Genomic DNA, 15,123 nt, shown 5'->3' with positions numbered 1-15,123 from the left:
TGCGCTAAACTCGCCTTTTGAGCGTGGAGCGCCGCGCACCCGCAAGGGCGCACCGCGCTCCCGCTGCAAAACTCGCCCAAGGCCTCGTCAGAAACTCCAGTCCTCATCCTCGGTCGCCACCGCCTTGCCAATGACATAGGACGAGCCGGAACCGGAGAAAAAGTCGTGGTTCTCGTCCGCATTGGGCGAAAGCGCGGACAGGATCGCCGGATTGACCTTGCACGCATCAGCCGGGAACAGTGCCTCATAGCCGAGGTTCATCAGGGCCTTGTTGGCGTTGTAATGCAGGAATTTCTTGACATCTTCCGTCAGTCCCACGCCGTCATAGAGCGCTTCCGTGTAGCGAACTTCGTTGTCGTAGAGCTCCAGAAGAAGTTCGAAGGCAAAATCCTTGATTTCCTGCTTCTGTTCTCCGTTCAAACGTTCCAGCCCGCGTTGGAACTTATAACCGATATAATAGCCATGCACTGCCTCATCGCGGATGATAAGCCGGATGAGATCGGCCGTGTTGGTGAGCTTTGCGCGGCTCGACCAGTACATCGGCAGATAGAAGCCCGAATAGAACAAAAAACTTTCCAGAAAGACGCTGGCAATCTTCTTTTTCAGTGGATCGCCAGCATGATATTGATCGAGAATGAGAACGGACTTGCGCTGTAGAAACTCGTTTTCCTCAGACCAGCGATAGGCATCATCGACATCCGGTGTCAGGCATAGTGTGGAGAAAATCGACGAATAGGACCGCGCATGAACCGCTTCCATGAAGGAGATGTTGGATAGCACCGCTTCTTCATGCGGTGTCACAGCGTCATCCATCAGCTTCACTGCACCAACTGCATTCTGGATCGTGTCGAGAAGCGTCAGCCCGGTGAAGACGCGGATCGTCAGCTGCTTTTCCTCCCGTTTCAGCGTTTCCCATGACTGAATGTCATTGGAAAGCGGCACTTTTTCCGGCAGCCAGAAATTTCCGGTCAGACGGTTCCAGACCTCAAGGTCTTTTTCATCCTCAATCCGGTTCCAGTTGATCGCGCGCACTGCGGCGGGCTTCGGGGTCTTGGTTTTCACTTGGATATTCATTCGTCGTCACCAGGGTCAAAGGGCGCAGGAAACACAGCCCTGCACTTCCGTGCCGGAAAGCGCCATCTGGCGCAGGCGGATGTAGTAGATGGTCTTGATGCCCTTCTTCCATGCGTAGATCTGCGCACGGTTGATGTCGCGGGTGGTTGCGGTATCACGGAAGAACAATGTCAAAGACAGGCCCTGATCGACGTGCTGCGTCGCCGCCGCATAGGTATCGATGATCTTTTCCGGCCCGATCTCATAGGCATCCTGATAATAATCGAGATTGTCATTGGTCATGAAGGCTGCCGGATAATAGACGCGACCGATCTTGCCTTCTTTTCGGATTTCAATCTTCGACACGATCGGATGGATCGATGAGGTCGAATGGTTGATATAGGAGATCGAGCCTGTCGGCGGCACGGCCTGAAGATTCTGGTTATAAAGTCCGCCCTCCATCACCGCTTTCTTCAGGTCACGCCAGTCATCCTGTGTAGGAATGGCAATGCCCGCCTTGTCGAAGATTTCGCGCACCCTTTCGGTCGCCGGTTCCCAAAGCTGCTCGGTATATTTGTCGAAATATTCGCCCGATGCATATTTGGACTTCTCGAACCCTTTGAACGACTTGCCCGCCTCAACCGCAATCAGGTTCGATGCGCGGATCGCGTGATATGTCACGGTATAGAAATAGATATTGGTGAAATCGACGCCCTCCTCCGAGCCATAGTAAATCCGCTCGCGGGCGAGATAACCGTGCAGGTTCATCTGACCGAGGCCGATGGCATGGCTTTCATCATTGCCGCGGGCGACCGACGGCACGGAGCCGATATGGCTCATATCGGAAACGGCAGTCAGGGACCGGATGGAGGTCTCGATGGTCTTGCCGAAATCGGACGAGTCCATTGCTGCTGCAATGTTGAGCGAACCGAGATTGCACGAAATATCCTTGCCGAGATAATCATAGGACAGGTCTTCGCGGAAAACGCTCGCCTCGCTCACCTGAAGGATTTCCGAGCATAGATTGCTCATGGTGATGCGCCCGTCGATCGGGTTGGCGCGGTTCACCGTGTCCTCGAACATGATATAGGGATAACCGGATTCAAACTGGATTTCCGCCAGCACCTGAAAGAACTCGCGGGCATTGATCTTCTTCTTGGCAATGCGTGCATCATCGACCATTTCACGGTATTTTTCGCTGACCGAAATCTCGGTCAGCGGCATGCCGTAAACCCGCTCCACATCATAGGGCGAGAAGAGGTACATATCCTCGTTATTCTTCGCCAGTTCGAAGGTGATGTCCGGAATGACGACGCCGAGCGACAGTGTTTTGATGCGGATTTTCTCGTCGGCATTTTCGCGCTTCGTATCGAGAAACCGCATGATGTCCGGGTGATGCGCATGCAGATAAACCGCGCCCGCGCCCTGCCGTGCGCCAAGCTGGTTGGCGTAGGAAAAGGAATCTTCAAGAAGCTTCATCACCGGAATGATGCCGGATGACTGGTTCTGGATCTGCTTGATGGGTGCCCCCGCCTCGCGAATATTGGTAAGGCTCAGGGCCACTCCCCCGCCCCGCTTCGACAATTGCAAAGCCGAATTGATGGAGCGCCCGATGGACTCCATATTGTCCTCGACCCGCAGCAGAAAACAGGAAACGAGCTCACCGCGCTGCTTCTTGCCTGCATTGAGGAAAGTCGGCGTCGCAGGCTGGTAGCGTCCCGAGATAATCTCCTCCATCAGATCGCGTGCGAGTTGCTCATTGCCACGCGCCAGCGCCAGCGCCACCATGCAGACGCGGTCTTCATAGCGCTCCAGATATCGCTTCCCGTCGAATGTTTTCAGCGTGTAGCTGGTGTAATATTTGAACGCGCCGAGAAATGTCGGGAAGCGAAATTTCTTCGCATAGGCTTCGTCGAAAAGATCGCGCACGAAGTTGAAGGAATACTGATCCAGCACTTCCTGCTCATAATAGCCTTCGCTCACCAGATAATCTAGCTTTTCCCGAAGGTTATGGAAAAAGACCGTGTTCTGGTTCACGTGCTGGAGGAAATATTGGCGCGCCGCCTGCCGGTCGCGGTCAAGCTGGATTTTTCCCTCGTCGTCATAAAGATTCAGCATTGCGTTGAGCGCATGATAATCCAGCCCGTCGGTGGATTTTGACGGTTTGCTGCTGGAGCCCGCCGTTTGCAGTCCATCCTGCACCAAGGGCCGAGCTTCTCGCTCCCGTATCAGGGTTGTGTCTGCCGTGTCCAAAATTGTTCCATCCCGTTTTTGACATTGCCAATGTCCTCGTCGGTTCCCAGAAGCTCGAAGCGGTAGAGGTAGGGAACCCGACATTTGGCGGAGATAATGTTGCCGGCGATACAGAAAGCCTCGCCGAAATTGCTGTTTCCCGCGGCGATCACGCCGCGGATGAAAGAGCGATTGCTCTCGTCGTTGAGAAAGCGGATCACAGCCTTGGGGACAGCGCCCTTGGAACCGCCGCCGCCATATGTGGGCGTGACGAGCACAAAGGGCTCGCGCACCTGCAATCCGCCTGAACCGTCCATCGGGATACGGTTTGACCGCATTCCAAGCCGTTCAACGAACCGGTGCGTATTTTCCGACCGGCTGGAGAAATAGACGATCAGGCTCATGTGACCACAGGCCTCAGGCTAGAGAGCTGATCATATCGGGCCGGAAGCCCGCCCAATGGGATTCGCCTGCCACAACCACCGGCACCTGGCGGTAGCCCATGCCCTTCACGAGATCGAAGGCGTCCGCATCGGCAGAAATATCGATGACTTCATATTCGATGCCCTGACGATCGAGGGCGCGCGTGGTGGCGGTGCACTGGACGCAGGCGGGCTTGCTGTAAACGGTGACGTTCATTTTTTTCTCGCTGGTTAGAGCGCATCCCGAAAAGTGGGAACCCGTTTCGGATGAGATGCGCGACAAGACAAACAGACAGAGCATTTCCAACGGTTCATGAAAAAACAGGGAATGCCCTGGAAGGACGCAAAAAGCCGTTCGCGCATCGCGAAATGCGCGTTGAAAGGCACATGACAGGGGAAAGGCCAGCCGCACCAACAAGCAGCCTGACCGCACAAACTATCCCTGGAAGGGAGGACCGGAACTGAAACTGAATAGACTGAACATGGACTTCACCCCGAAGCTAAATCCCAGCAAAAGTGCAAAGCGGTTTTGCCGGGGAATGCGTAAAAACAAAGCGGGAAGTTCGAGGCAGCAACCGGCAAGGCAAAGCTTGCCATACAAGATTGCGCGCCAACCGGACACCCCGCCCGTGGACGTACTCGTTCAAGGCAGGTCTCCTGGCTCACGGATCAACATTCTGCCCGCCTTCCCAGCCTGAGCCAGTGACGTGATGGACAGAACTCTCCGCTTACAGTTGCGGGGGCAGCTCCGGCATTGTCGCATCCATCATGGATGAAACGCACCGGATTCCCGTCTTAGCTTTCGATCCGACGAATCGAAAGAACCTAGAACACTATATATAGTAGTCGAAGTTAAAAACTCGTCAACGGATAGTTGGTGACAAGGCATGAAAATTAGCGGGGTCGTTCGAGCGCGCCCCTCAATAGCGGGCATTGTCGCTGCCTATTTAGCGGGCGTGATCGGTTTCGGCCTGAATTCCGGCTTGATAGCCTTGAGCGCCATGCGGTCCACCAGAGCGGGAGCTATAAGCTTCAACCACCGCCCCAGCCGCATCTGCCTGGTCATCAACACTTCGCGTTTGCGCGCCTGGACACCCGCCAGCATCAGCCGCACGGCTTCCTCGACCGGCATCATGTCATCCTCGCGCACGCCGCTCGTTCCAAGAGCGGCACCGCTTGCGCCATAGCCTACTTTGCGAATGTCGGTTTTGACGACACCCGGATAGACGATTGTCACGGAAATGCCGCTGGGGGTCAGTTCGGCGCGAAGCGCCTCGCAGAAGCCTGAGAGGGCGAACTTCGTTCCGCTATAGGCCGTACGCCCCGGCACGCCGATGAATCCGGCCACGGATGAGACAGCGACGATCCGCCCCCTGCTGGCAGCGAGATATGGAAGTGCGGCATGGATAGGCCAGACGCTGCCCCAATAGTTCAACTCCATCAGGTCATGCATCCAATCGAGATCATCCGGCTTGATTTCGGCGAAATTGGCATGGGCCGACATGCCCGCATTCACGATCAGCGTATCGATGCGGCCATAGGCGGAAACCGCCTTGTCGATCAGGGCGATGCAGGCAGCGCGATCCTTAACGTCGGTGGGTATCACAAGGGCCGAGCTGCCCAGTTGCCGCAATTCGGCGGCAAGCCTCTCCAGCTTGTCCACATTGCGCGCAGCGAGCACCAGAGCAGCACTGGCACGGTCGCGCTGGGCGATCTGCCGCGCGGTTTCAGCGCCGATACCATCCGATGCTCCCGTTATGATCGTCACGTCCATGCCAGGCCCTCCCCTGCCTATCGATCCGACGACAGGCAAGGTACAGGCAGGGCAATCAGTGCGTCCAGTGGTTTAGACCTTGCGCGATAGAATTGCAGCGAGAGCGAGACCGCCGATCAGCGATATGTGCTCCAGCGCCACCGTCATATCCCGGAAAGCTTCTTCTCCTTCCTTCGCCCAGAACGGGTGGGCAACGGGAATGGTCAGGATCGTAAAGACGGCAAGCGCGCCACAAGCCAGCCAGGTTCCGCGATTGAAGATGATCATCAGCGATCCGCCAATCTGCAAAAGCAGAGTTGCGCTGTTGAACAGCCAGCCCGGATGAAGACCAAAGCTTTCCATTTCCGCAGCATTGGCGCCGAAGTCGAAGAGCTTGGCCAGCCCACTCGACCAGAAAACGAAGGTAAGGACCACCCGCGCCAGCAAAAGGCTGGCACGGGAATCGAGGATGTTGGCGATGAAACGCGGCATCGGTCAGCCCTTTCCGCCCGTGATACGGATAACCTTGAATGCGACTGCCACGGCAATTGCTGGCGCGAGCGCGAATATCACCGACAGCCAGAGCGAGGCATTTGCCGCGCCCTCCACACCTCCCGGCACGGCAATACCGGCAAAATTGGCAACCATCCCCGCGCACGCCGTTCCGAAGGCTATGGCGAAGAGCTGTACGGTCGTCATTCCACCCGCTGCGAGATCCTGCTCGGTCAGGGGAGCGCTCTGATAGACGCGGGTAACGAGGCTGGGCCAGGCAAGGCCAATCCCGAAACCGATCAGGATGAGCCCAAGGCAGACGGGCGCGAGCAGCGACCAGTTGCCGTTGCCATGGATCGGGAGAAATATGGCGAGCAGGACAAGACCGGCAAGCGCGAGAACGGGTCCGGCAACGACAAGCCTGTCGCCCCCCTTCTCCTGCCATCTGGAACTGAGGAAGGATGCCACCGTCCAGCCGATTGCCATAAGTGCCGCCAGATATCCTGCCCAGAGCGGAGACTGGCCATGCAGGTGCTGCAGCAGATAAGGCACGTATATTTCGGGCTGCATGCTGAGCATCAGAAGCGCGATCGTAAGGTAAAGAGCGCCGAGCGGTGTCGACAGGCTGAACGAGCGGCGCGGCAGGAGACGTGCCTTGGCGTCGCGGTCCACGACTGCGATGATGGCGATCATGAATATCGCAGCACCCAGACCGACGATCTTCCATAGCGTTTCCTCTGACAGGCTCCCCGCTGAAACCGCAAGGACAGCGCCGGTGAGGAGGATGAGTTGAAGAACCGGAATGGAAACGCGCTCGTTTCTATCCCAGCTCGAGCGTGGCAAAGTCGCGAATGCCACCACAGCGAAAAGACCCGATACCGGCAGCAAGGACCAGAAAGCAGCGCGCCATGCGCCATATTCGGCAAAGATGCCGCCAATCGCCGGACCGATGAGCGTCGCCACGCCGAACATAGCGGAAATAAGACCGATGGCCCGGCCCCACAGGCGCTCCGGCAACACGACACGGGTGAGACCATAGGCGAGCGCGTAAAGAAATCCGCCGCCGAGGCCTTGCACGCTCCGCCCCGCCAGCATGACCGGCATGTTGATGGCCAGAGATGAGATCAGTGTGCCGGCTGCGAACAGCAGGGTCGCCACGACATAGGCGCCTCTTGGACCGGCACTTTTCAGCAGCCGCGCGGTGAGTGCAGCCCCCAGAATGGAGGCAACGACGAACAAGGTCGTCGCCCAGGCATAGAAATCCATGCCGCCAATGTCCTGCACCACGCTCGGCATGACTGTAGTCGCGATATACATATTGACCGCATGGAGAGTGACACCTCCGGCCAAAGCCAGGGCATAGAGGCCATTTTTACCGCTTAGAAGCTCCCCCCAGCCAGCAGGCGCATGTCCCGCAATTCCCGCTGGTGTTGTTTCTTCGATCGAACTTTGCACTGTCGGCCTCCGTGAACTGAATTGTTGCCGACAGGTTTATAGGACCTCAACTTTGGTTGAGGTCAATAGGCTATTTCCACTGGAAACGAAGGCTTTTGACTGTTGCAAAATGTGGCATGGAACGCCGCAAGATCGCCGCCGCGAATGAGCCGCAGCAGCGTCGGAAAGGTTCGTCCCAGATGCAGGGAAGTCAGATGAGATTGCCGGGCTTGACCATCAATCTTCGGGGACCGGCGCCTTGCTGACCGAGGATGTCGTCGGGATTTCGCAACGGGCATTCGGACAGCGAGAGACAACCGCAGCCGATGCAACTCGTTATCTGGTCACGAAGCTGCATCAGACTGTCGATGCGTTCCTGAAGCATGTCTTTCCAGGCTTCCGAAAAACGTCTCCAGTCCTCCGCCGTCGGCACGTGGTCGTGGGGAAGGTCTTCCAGCGCTTCATGAATGATCGCAAGCGGAATGCCCGCGCGTTGCGCGATCTTGATAATGGCAATGCGGCGCAGCACGGCGCGGTGATAGCGGCGCTGGTTGCCCTCTGTGCGCCAGCCCTCGATGAGCCCCTTGGTTTCATAGAAATGGACCGTAGAGACCGCCACACCGGCGCGCCGGGAAACGTCACCAACCGTCAGGCTTTTCTTGAGACCTGAATGTTCCATATCGTCAAACTCGATCATGCCGAATGTGTAGGCCGCAGCCCCGCATAATTGCAAGACGCGTCATAAATCCGCGTCATGTCTCAACGCGCGATAATTGCGGCGTGCCCATAGCAACGGGCGCGAATGCAGCGGCAGATCGGTATTTGTTACCAGCCCGGCAAAAAGCGTGTGATCCGCCATTGGAACGCTGCCCGCCAGTTCGCAGTCAATGGCGGCCGAAGCCCCGAAAAGACGCGGCCTGCCAGACGGCCATTCGCTCCACACACCAATGAGAAATCTCTGCGCGTGGGGAACCTTTCCCGCGAAGGCATCGCCGATCATCTCCTGCCCTTCCGCGAGCATGGCGAGCGAGAAGCCGCCATCAGAGAGGATCGCCGTTGCCAGCGCGCTGTCGCTTTTCACCGAAACCAAAACCATGGGCGGCTCGGCGGAAAGCGACAACACCGCTGTCACCGTGCGACCGTGGGCTTCACCGGCATCGCATGCGGTCACCACGGACACTGTTGCGGCCATCCGCGACATCGCATCCGCGAACTCTCGCTTCGAAACGGCGCCGATTGCGTCGCGGTCTATATGCAGCACGTTTCTGTTCATCATGTCAGGCAACCTTCGGCTTCTGTCCCTGATAGCGCCGGTCGGAAAACGCCCCGCAGCGCTTCCGACCGGCCATGGCCTCACGTCGGGATGTCCGTTCGGCCATATCGGTTCCAAACAGCTATTCGGAATGCTGTTTCAGATAGGCGATCATGTTTTCGAGGTCTTTTTCCCTGGTCAGTCCGGCAAAAGCCATCCAGGTGCCCTTCACCACGGCCTGCGGCTTCCTGAGAAAAGCCTTCAACTCCTCGTCGTTCCAGACCAACCCCTCGGCAGCCGCCTTGCGCATCGCATCCGAATAGGGATAGCCCGGATAGGAGGCGGCCTTGCGGCCCACCACGCTTTTCAGTGATGGGCCGCGTTTGCTTTCGTCGGCATCCGCCGTGTGGCAGACGGAGCATCGCTTGAAGAGTTTTTCCCCGGCCGCAGCATCTGCCCCTTCACCAGAGGCGGCTGTCGAAACAAGAAGGACAGTGGAAAAAGCAAGGGGAACAAGAAGAAGCGACAAGCGCATGGACGATACTCCAGATGATCGGCCATGCTTCTCTAGTTCCTCAACCTTGGTTGAGGTCAAGAGCAAATCTCGTCTGCTTCCTCATTTTTTAGACATCGCTCGTGGAAAAATTCGCGGCAGCGCTCAACACAGCCCGTATCGACGCGGTTGCGATATCGTCGTCGATCCCGACGCCGAAAACTTTCCGTCCATCATGCGTACGGCATTCGATATAAGCCGCAGCCTTCGCGTAAGTGCCCTTTTTCAATGAATGTTCGTGATAGTCGACGATTTCCAGATCGATATCGCAACCGGCCTGCAATGCCGAGACCGCACTTGATATCAAACCATTGCCGCGCCCGGTTATGGCGATTTCCTGCCCGCGATGCCGAATGCGCCCGGCGAAGACACGCGCCTCTCCGCTCCGTGCGGGCCTGCTTTCCCTGTAGTTCAGCAGCTCGAAATCAGCATTCTCTTCCAGATGATAGACATCGCGGAACAGCGACCAGATCATTTCGGCGGTCGTTTCCTTGCCGGTATCGTCGGCGAATGCCTGCACGCGACGGCTGAAATCGATTTGCAGCGGGCGCGGCAGTTTCAGCCCCCGGTCCTGCTCCAGCACCCATGCCACGCCGCCCTTGCCTGACTGGCTGTTGACGCGGATGACGGCTTCATAGCTTTCACCGATATCTTTCGGATCAATGGGCAGATAGGGCATTTCCCATATGCCGTCATTGCGGCTTTGATGCGCGGCAAAACCCTTGCGGATCGCATCCTGATGCGAGCCGGAAAAAGCAGTATGGACCAGTTCGCCCGCATAGGGGTGGCGCGGATGAACCGGCAAGTCATTGCAATGTTCGACCGTTCGCACCACGGAGCGCATCTCCGGGAAATAAAGCTTCGGGTCGATGCCCTGCGTATAGAAATTGAGCGCCAGCGTAACGAGATCGACATTGCCGGTGCGCTCGCCATTGCCGAACAGGCAACCCTCGACGCGATCAGCGCCTGCCAGCAAGGCCTGTTCCGTGGCGGCCACCGCCGTCCCCCGGTCATTGTGCGGATGCACGCTTATAATGACGCTGTCGCGGCGCGACAGGTTGCGGCAGAACCATTCGATCTGGTCCGCATAGACATTCGGCATTGCCACCTCGACCGTAGCCGGCAGGTTGAGGATCGCCTTGTTTTCGGGCGTTGGCTGCCAGACATCCAGAACACGTTCGCAGATTTCCAGCGCGAAATCAGGCTCGGTAAAACAGAAGGTTTCCGGCGAATATTCGAAAGTCCAGCGTGTCTCTGGTTGTTTCCGGCTTTCTTCCAGCATGGCGGTTATCCCACTGACCGCCAGATCGACGATCTCGTCCTTTTCCATGTTGAACACCACACGACGAAACAGCGGCGCGGTTGCATTATAAAGATGAACGATGGCCTGACGTGCACCGCGCAGGGATTCGAAAGTGCGTGCGATGAGGTCAGCGCGCGACTGGGTGAGCACCTGAATGGTCACATCGTCAGGTATCAGTTCCTCTTCGATCAGCCGACGAACAAAGTTGAACTCCGTTTGCGAAGCGGAAGGAAACGCAACCTCGATTTCCTTGAAACCGATTTCCAGAAGCATGCGATAGAAACGCATCTTCTTTTCGCCGTCCATCGGGTCGGCGAGCGCCTGATTGCCATCGCGCAGGTCCGTCGAGACCCAGCGCGGCGGCTGCGCCAGCCGCCGGTTCGGCCACTCGCGATCCGGCAATTCGATCGGAGATATGAAAGGACGATATTTGCTATCCGGGTTTGGCATCATGACAATAGTTCCTTCGGCTGCGAGAGCAGCGGCTTCGACAATTGGGAAATGGGATTGACGGCAGGTTACGACCGCCGGGATGCCATCAGGCCCAACGGTCGCCGGTAAGTCGAAGGAGAAGAAGCGAAAAAGCGAAGCGTGCGCAGCCAGCCGGAGCGTTCAACTCCGTTGAAACAAGTGTCTTGTGGCTGGCGCAAGCGGACACTGCGGGGCTTTCTTAAAAATGGCTTCTCCACTCCATCATATGTCAATGGATATTGGCATTCCTGCGCTTTAAGGCCATTATTGAGCGCAAAAGGGTCAATCCATGTCACTGAATTATCCAGCGCCCCTTGCACTCGCCATATCCACCATCGCGCAGGACGATGCATCCTTTGCAGGGCCGCCGCACCGTCACCGCGATGCGCAATTGATCTATGCGCGGTCCGGCGTGGTAACCGTTGCAACCGAAAACGGTAGCTGGGTCGTTCCTCCCAATCGCGCCGTGTGGGTGCCGCCGATGGTGGAGCACGCAACCCGCAGCCACGGACCTGTTCAGTTTCGTACGATCTTTATCCATCCGGATGCCGCGCGATCCCTCCCCTCATCCTGCGGCGTGGTGGAAGTTTCTTCCTTGCTGCGCGAACTGATCCTGCGTCTTGTGGAATTGCAGGACCGGCCAGCTACACCCTTCGCTCACCGCGTCTGCGAATTGCTGTTGGAGGAACTCACTTTTCTGCCCGCCGAACCCCTCAGTCTGTCCATGCCATCGGATCACCGGCTACGCACCCTTTGCCAGACGCTGCAAGCGGAGCCCGATACGGAGTTATCGCTCGATGCTGCCGCCTCGCGGACTGGCATGAGCAGGCGCAGTTTCATGCGTCATTTCGAGCGTGAAACCGGCATGACCTACGGTCGCTGGCGGCAGCAGGCCCGCTTGCTTGCTGCCTTGCCTGCGCTTGCCGCAGGCGTGCCTGTCGTGACCGTGGCGCTTGATTGCGGATACCAAAGCGCAAGCGCTTTCGCCGCAACGTTCAAGCGCAGCCTCGGACGAAGCCCCGCAAGTTATTTCGAGTGAAATATTCACCGAACGGCCTGATGGCACTCGCCAAGAACGAGAACATTTTCAATCGTTTATTGCTCTGGGGGCATGCACCGATGAACTTTCCAGCAGGGATTTCAGCGTCTTGGGCGAAGGGAGAAATTGACAGTCCGGCTTCTTATCCTGTATCGATCATTCAGTTTTGAACATTGTTCAATATATTGAACAAGCGAAGAGTTTCTCCCAAGGCTTTTCTTTCAGAACTGCCGGTGCATCGGCTGCATCGGAGAATTACCGGACGCCTCCTTCCCAAGACAGGAGCGTTTCCGGGATAGCCCAGCGTTGTGCGCCGGTGAGGAAATGAGAGACCTCGGCGCTGGTGAAAGTGAAAAGGGTGGAATGATGACAACAGAGATCAAGCCATTTTCGTTCGACACCGTCGGCTCGATGCTCGTCGAATGGAGCGCTGCGAAGCGCCTCGGCGAAATCCTCGGCGAACGGTTTTCGGAACGCAGGATTCTGATCGTGACGGACAAGGGCCTGCACAAGGCCGGCGTCCTCAACCATGCGCTGGCCTCGCTCGAAAAGGCGGGATTCGGTATCAGCGTGTTCGACGACGTGGTAGCCGATCCGCCGGAATCCGTATTGTTTGCCTGCGTCGAGCAGGCAAAGGCTGCCGGTTGCGATATCGTGCTTGGTCTGGGCGGCGGCTCCTCCATGGATATCGCCAAGCTCGCCGCCGTGCTGATTGTTTCCGAACAGGAGCTTTCCGAGCTCTACGGTATCGGCAAGGTACAGGGCGGACGTCTGCCGCTGATCCAGATTCCGACCACCGCCGGAACGGGTTCGGAAGTCACGAACATCACCATTCTGACGACGGGCGAAACCACGAAGATGGGCGTCGTCGCTCGCCAGCTTTACGCTGATTTCGTAATCCTCGATGCAGAACTGACCTGCGGTCTTCCCGCGCTTCATACGGCTGCGACCGGCATTGATGCCATGGTTCATGCGATCGAAGCCTATACGAGCCGGATCAAGAAGAACCCGCTCTCCGATGCGTTCGCCCGCGAGGCGCTGAAGCTTCTTTCAGCGAACCTGATTGCGGCCTGCGAAAATGGCAATGATCGTCATGCCCGCGAGGCCATGCTGCTCGGCGCCAATTATGCCGGTCAGGCCTTTTCCAACTCGCCTGTCGGCGCTGTTCACGCGCTGGCTTACCCGCTTGGCGGCCACTACCATGTGCCGCACGGCCTTTCCAATGCGCTGATGCTGGGGCCGGTGCTTCGCTACAATATGGCAGGCGCAGCCGCGCTTTACGCCGAACTTGCCGATCTGCTGCTGGAGAAATCCGAAGGCACGACGGAAGAGCGTTCAGCGGCTTTCGTAACCTATATGGAAGAGCTGATGAACAAGTCGGGCGCGCCGCGCCGCCTGCGTGATGTCGGCGTGACGGAAGACAGCCTCGAAACGCTGGCACGCGATGCGATGCTGCAGACACGGCTTCTGGGCAACAACCCGGTCGACGTGACCGAGGCCGACGCCCTGGCGCTTTACCGCGAAGCTTTTTGAGCGCGAGCATCTCCAGCAAAAATGCGACGCGCTTTTTTCTGGAAATGCGACACAGCAAATCTTTAGTGCGGTTCCGACAGCTCTGCGTTAACCGGAACCGCTCTGCCACAACGACCTGAAGGTTGAGGACCGCAGAAGCGTGCTGATAGCCGCTTCCGCGCAACCTTTCCTATGTCCCGGAGAATAAATTGAGCACTGAACGTATCGACGGTCAGGAGCAGCCCTATTGGCCTGCCGGACCGTTCAAAATTCGCTTGCCTTTTGTCCATTACAAATTCGAGTGGCCTGACTATTGCCAGGGGCTTCTCATGTGCGCCGTCGACCTGTCGGCGATCCCGCTCATGGCGGAGCTTCTTGGAATGCCCTTCGAAGTGGCGCTTGCCGTGGTGGTGCTGAACGGGCTTTTCTATCTAACCCACCATCTGCTCGGCGACCCGGTCGTTCCCGGCTGGATCACGCCTGCCGTCCCCCTCATCATGGCCTATTGCTCGACCTTCCCTGAAGGCCCGGAACGCATACACGCGCTTGTGTCCTTCCAGATGATGCTGGGGCTCTTGTCCATCTTCATCGGCGCGACCGGCATCGCAAACAGAGTGATCGCCGCGATCCCGCAAGCGATTAAATCCGGCATCATCATCGGCGCCGGTTTTTCGGCTGTCATTTCGGTATTCAAGATCGGCGGAAATTTCGACACGTTTCCGTTCACGATCTCGATTGCCATCGGCCTTTGCTTTTACCTGATGTTCTCGCCGCAGTTTAACCGCCTGTCGCGCAATGGCGGCTTTTTCGGCCTTATCGGAAAGCTCGGCGTACTGCCATGCATCCTGCTTGCCGTGGTGATTGCCCCGCTATTCGGGGAGGCCAAATGGCCGGAATTCCAGTGGACGATCTCGTCTCCGGATTTCGCGACACTGTGGCGCGAATATACGATCTTCGGCCTCGGCATGCCGCCGCTTTCCATGTTCCTCACGGCTCTGCCAACGGTGCTTGCAACTTATATTGTCCTGTTCGGCGATGTTCTGAAAACCAAGTCGATTATCGGGGAAGCCCAGCAGCACCGCCCCGACGAGAAGATCGACTACAATCCCAACCGCGCGCACCTCGTTTTCGGCATGCGCAATACGGGAATGTCGATCCTAGGTCCCGATGTGACGATGTGCGGCCCGGTATGGGCGGCAATGCAGGTGGTTATCTGCGAGCGCTTTTCCAAGGGCAAGAAGTCGATGCACTCGATCTTCGGCGGCGCGGGTTCGTTCCGCTGGGGCACCAATACCGGCCTGTTCCTGATGCCGATCGTGACACTTGTCCAGCCGATCCTCGGCGTGGCGCTGACGCTCACTCTGCTGATCCAGGGCTATGTCTCGGTGCGTATCGGTGTCATGGAAGCCCGCTCGCAGCGCGACCTCGGCATCGCAGGCATTACAGGCGCGGTACTGGCAACGCGCGGTGCCGGATGGGCTTTCGCCACCGGCGTCATCCTCTGCCTGCTGATCTATGGCCGCGAATTCTTCCGCGGCGAAGTGGACCAAACCTTCGTGAAGGACCAGCAGTCCTGATGCATAAACCCTCCCGCATCTTGCGGGAGG

Annotated in this window: 14 protein-coding genes and 1 riboswitch; of the genes, 3 read left to right on the top strand and 11 right to left on the bottom strand. The window is 57.6% G+C overall.

What is annotated here, in order from left to right:
• Nucleotides 1–87 precede the first annotated feature (87 nt).
• The 11 genes from nrdF to leuA form a co-directional block, all read right to left on the bottom strand.
• A complete protein-coding gene (gene nrdF, locus OINT_RS13655) occupies nucleotides 88–1,074 on the bottom strand; it encodes a class 1b ribonucleoside-diphosphate reductase subunit beta (protein WP_006468439.1) in 987 nt (328 codons plus the stop codon).
• A 15-nt stretch (nucleotides 1,075–1,089) separates the two neighbouring features.
• Nucleotides 1,090–3,306: a class 1b ribonucleoside-diphosphate reductase subunit alpha gene (nrdE, locus tag OINT_RS13650; protein ID WP_036565605.1), complete on the bottom strand. Its 2,217-nt coding sequence runs from the start codon at nucleotides 3,304–3,306 to the stop codon at nucleotides 1,090–1,092.
• Nucleotides 3,282–3,689: a class Ib ribonucleoside-diphosphate reductase assembly flavoprotein NrdI gene (gene nrdI, locus OINT_RS13645; protein WP_006468437.1), complete on the bottom strand. Its 408-nt coding sequence runs from the start codon at nucleotides 3,687–3,689 to the stop codon at nucleotides 3,282–3,284. The genes nrdE and nrdI overlap by 25 nt, the downstream gene beginning before the upstream one ends.
• Before the next feature lie 13 nt (nucleotides 3,690–3,702).
• Nucleotides 3,703–3,924, bottom strand: a complete 222-nt coding sequence (nrdH, locus tag OINT_RS13640; RefSeq protein ID WP_006472472.1) for a glutaredoxin-like protein NrdH — start codon at nucleotides 3,922–3,924, stop codon at nucleotides 3,703–3,705.
• A gap of 413 nt (nucleotides 3,925–4,337) precedes the next feature.
• A riboswitch (cobalamin riboswitch) is annotated at nucleotides 4,338–4,551 on the bottom strand.
• A gap of 99 nt (nucleotides 4,552–4,650) precedes the next feature.
• Nucleotides 4,651–5,481 carry an SDR family oxidoreductase gene (locus tag OINT_RS13635; protein WP_006472471.1) on the bottom strand — a complete coding sequence of 277 codons (831 nt, stop codon included), beginning with the start codon at nucleotides 5,479–5,481 and terminating at the stop codon, nucleotides 4,651–4,653.
• 72 nt (nucleotides 5,482–5,553) lie between these two features.
• The gene (locus OINT_RS13630; RefSeq protein WP_006468433.1) at nucleotides 5,554–5,952 is read right to left on the bottom strand and encodes a DoxX family protein; all 399 of its coding nucleotides are present in this window, start codon (nucleotides 5,950–5,952) and stop codon (nucleotides 5,554–5,556) included.
• A 3-nt stretch (nucleotides 5,953–5,955) separates the two neighbouring features.
• Nucleotides 5,956–7,407 carry an MFS transporter gene (locus OINT_RS13625; RefSeq protein WP_006468432.1) on the bottom strand — a complete coding sequence of 484 codons (1,452 nt, stop codon included), beginning with the start codon at nucleotides 7,405–7,407 and terminating at the stop codon, nucleotides 5,956–5,958.
• Nucleotides 7,408–7,597: 190 nt separating this feature from the next.
• Complete coding sequence (gene soxR / locus OINT_RS13620) at nucleotides 7,598–8,065, bottom strand: redox-sensitive transcriptional activator SoxR (protein ID WP_025092092.1); 468 nt, start codon at nucleotides 8,063–8,065, stop codon at nucleotides 7,598–7,600.
• 60 nt (nucleotides 8,066–8,125) lie between these two features.
• Nucleotides 8,126–8,662, bottom strand: a complete 537-nt coding sequence (locus OINT_RS13615; RefSeq protein ID WP_006472468.1) for a flavin reductase family protein — start codon at nucleotides 8,660–8,662, stop codon at nucleotides 8,126–8,128.
• A gap of 118 nt (nucleotides 8,663–8,780) precedes the next feature.
• The gene (locus OINT_RS13610) at nucleotides 8,781–9,173 is read right to left on the bottom strand and encodes a c-type cytochrome (protein ID WP_006472467.1); all 393 of its coding nucleotides are present in this window, start codon (nucleotides 9,171–9,173) and stop codon (nucleotides 8,781–8,783) included.
• An 88-nt stretch (nucleotides 9,174–9,261) separates the two neighbouring features.
• On the bottom strand, nucleotides 9,262–10,947 hold the full coding sequence (leuA, locus tag OINT_RS13605; protein WP_006468428.1) for a 2-isopropylmalate synthase: 1,686 nt from the start codon (nucleotides 10,945–10,947) through the stop codon (nucleotides 9,262–9,264).
• A gap of 307 nt (nucleotides 10,948–11,254) precedes the next feature.
• Here leuA and OINT_RS13600 point away from each other — a divergent pair, with 307 nt between their 5' ends.
• The 3 genes from OINT_RS13600 (at nucleotide 11,255) to OINT_RS13590 (ending at nucleotide 15,093) form a co-directional block, all read left to right on the top strand.
• The gene (locus OINT_RS13600; RefSeq protein WP_006468426.1) at nucleotides 11,255–12,004 is read left to right on the top strand and encodes an AraC family transcriptional regulator; all 750 of its coding nucleotides are present in this window, start codon (nucleotides 11,255–11,257) and stop codon (nucleotides 12,002–12,004) included.
• A gap of 363 nt (nucleotides 12,005–12,367) precedes the next feature.
• Nucleotides 12,368–13,537 carry an iron-containing alcohol dehydrogenase gene (locus OINT_RS13595; protein ID WP_006472466.1) on the top strand — a complete coding sequence of 390 codons (1,170 nt, stop codon included), beginning with the start codon at nucleotides 12,368–12,370 and terminating at the stop codon, nucleotides 13,535–13,537.
• Between the two features lie 188 nt (nucleotides 13,538–13,725).
• Nucleotides 13,726–15,093, top strand: a complete 1,368-nt coding sequence (locus tag OINT_RS13590; protein ID WP_006468422.1) for a hypothetical protein — start codon at nucleotides 13,726–13,728, stop codon at nucleotides 15,091–15,093.
• The last annotated feature ends 30 nt before the right edge of the window (nucleotides 15,094–15,123 follow it).

It is taken from the genome of Brucella intermedia LMG 3301, from assembly GCF_000182645.1.
GTDB classification, from domain to species: domain Bacteria; phylum Pseudomonadota; class Alphaproteobacteria; order Rhizobiales; family Rhizobiaceae; genus Brucella; species Brucella intermedia.
The sequence above is the reverse complement of the archived record's forward strand: the minus strand, read 5'-3'. Positions and strand labels throughout refer to the sequence as shown.

Bases quoted from the DNA above. Each gene is read 5' to 3' on its own strand.
- OINT_RS13635 (WP_006472471.1), bottom strand. From the start codon at position 5,481: ATGGACGTGACGATCATAACGGGAGCATCGGATGGTATCGGCGCTGAA.
- OINT_RS13630 (WP_006468433.1), bottom strand. From the start codon at position 5,952: ATGCCGCGTTTCATCGCCAACATCCTCGATTCCCGTGCCAGCCTTTTG.
- nrdI (WP_006468437.1), bottom strand. From the start codon at position 3,689: ATGAGCCTGATCGTCTATTTCTCCAGCCGGTCGGAAAATACGCACCGG.
- leuA (WP_006468428.1), bottom strand. From the start codon at position 10,947: ATGATGCCAAACCCGGATAGCAAATATCGTCCTTTCATATCTCCGATC.
- OINT_RS13615 (WP_006472468.1), bottom strand. From the start codon at position 8,662: ATGATGAACAGAAACGTGCTGCATATAGACCGCGACGCAATCGGCGCC.
- OINT_RS13595 (WP_006472466.1), top strand. From the start codon at position 12,368: ATGATGACAACAGAGATCAAGCCATTTTCGTTCGACACCGTCGGCTCG.
- OINT_RS13610 (WP_006472467.1), bottom strand. From the start codon at position 9,173: ATGCGCTTGTCGCTTCTTCTTGTTCCCCTTGCTTTTTCCACTGTCCTT.
- nrdF (WP_006468439.1), bottom strand. From the start codon at position 1,074: ATGAATATCCAAGTGAAAACCAAGACCCCGAAGCCCGCCGCAGTGCGC.
- soxR (WP_025092092.1), bottom strand. From the start codon at position 8,065: ATGGAACATTCAGGTCTCAAGAAAAGCCTGACGGTTGGTGACGTTTCC.
- OINT_RS13600 (WP_006468426.1), top strand. From the start codon at position 11,255: ATGTCACTGAATTATCCAGCGCCCCTTGCACTCGCCATATCCACCATC.
- nrdH (WP_006472472.1), bottom strand. From the start codon at position 3,924: ATGAACGTCACCGTTTACAGCAAGCCCGCCTGCGTCCAGTGCACCGCC.